A 785-nucleotide genomic window follows, 5' to 3' on the forward strand; every position below is an offset into this window, starting at 1 on the left:
CTCGTTGCCGTTGACCTTGATCGAGCCCTTGCGCGCGCCGGTCAGGCCCATGATCGCGCGCAGCGTGGTGGTGCGCCCGGCGCCGTTGCGGCCCAGCAGCGTCACCACTTCGCCGCGGTTCACCGTGAGGTCGACGCCGTGCAGGATGTGCGATTCGCCGTACCAGGCCTGCAGGCCCTTGATTTCGAGGGCGGGAGTGTTGTTCGTGCTGATCGTACTCATTTGCTCGTCCCCCGCTTCAGTGCGCGCCCTGCAGCTCGGCATCGGCCGTGCCCATGTAGGCCTCCATCACGCGCGGGTCCTTCGACACCTCGGCGTAAGGCCCCTCGGCCAGGATCGCGCCCCGCTGCAGCACGGTGATCTTGTCGGCGATCGACGAGACCACGCTCATGTTGTGCTCGACCATTAAAATGGTGCGGCCGGCGGAGACCTTCTTGATCAGCTGCGTGACGCGGTCCACGTCCTCGTGGCCCATGCCCTGCGTGGGCTCGTCGAGCAGCATCAGCTCCGGCTCCATCGCCAGCGTGGTGGCGATCTCCAGCGCGCGCTTGCGCCCATACGGCAGGTTCACCGTCAGCGTGTACGCGAACTCGGTCAGCCCCACCTGCTCGAGCAGCTCCATGGCGCGGTCGTTGAGCACATCGAGCGAGCGCTCGCTGCGCCAGAACTGGTACGCGGTGCCAAGCTGTCGCTGCAGCCCGATGCGCACGTTCTCCATCACCGTCAGGTGCGGGAACACCGCCGAGATCTGGAACGAACGGATCACGCCGCGGCGCGCGATCTGC

2 protein-coding genes are annotated in these 785 nt (G+C 66.9%); both read right to left on the reverse strand.

Annotation, left to right across the window (positions count from 1 at the left end):
• A partial coding sequence (locus tag E1J61_RS36150) for an ATP-binding cassette domain-containing protein (RefSeq protein ID WP_133098558.1) occupies positions 1-213 on the reverse strand: 213 nt, incomplete at its 3' end.
• Between the two features lie 25 nt (positions 214-238).
• Positions 239-785 (reverse strand): ABC transporter ATP-binding protein (locus E1J61_RS36155; protein WP_133098557.1); only part of this gene is annotated, 547 nt, incomplete at its 5' end.

It is taken from the genome of Cupriavidus sp. L7L (assembly GCF_004353535.1).
Lineage (GTDB): Bacteria > Pseudomonadota > Gammaproteobacteria > Burkholderiales > Burkholderiaceae > Cupriavidus > Cupriavidus oxalaticus_A.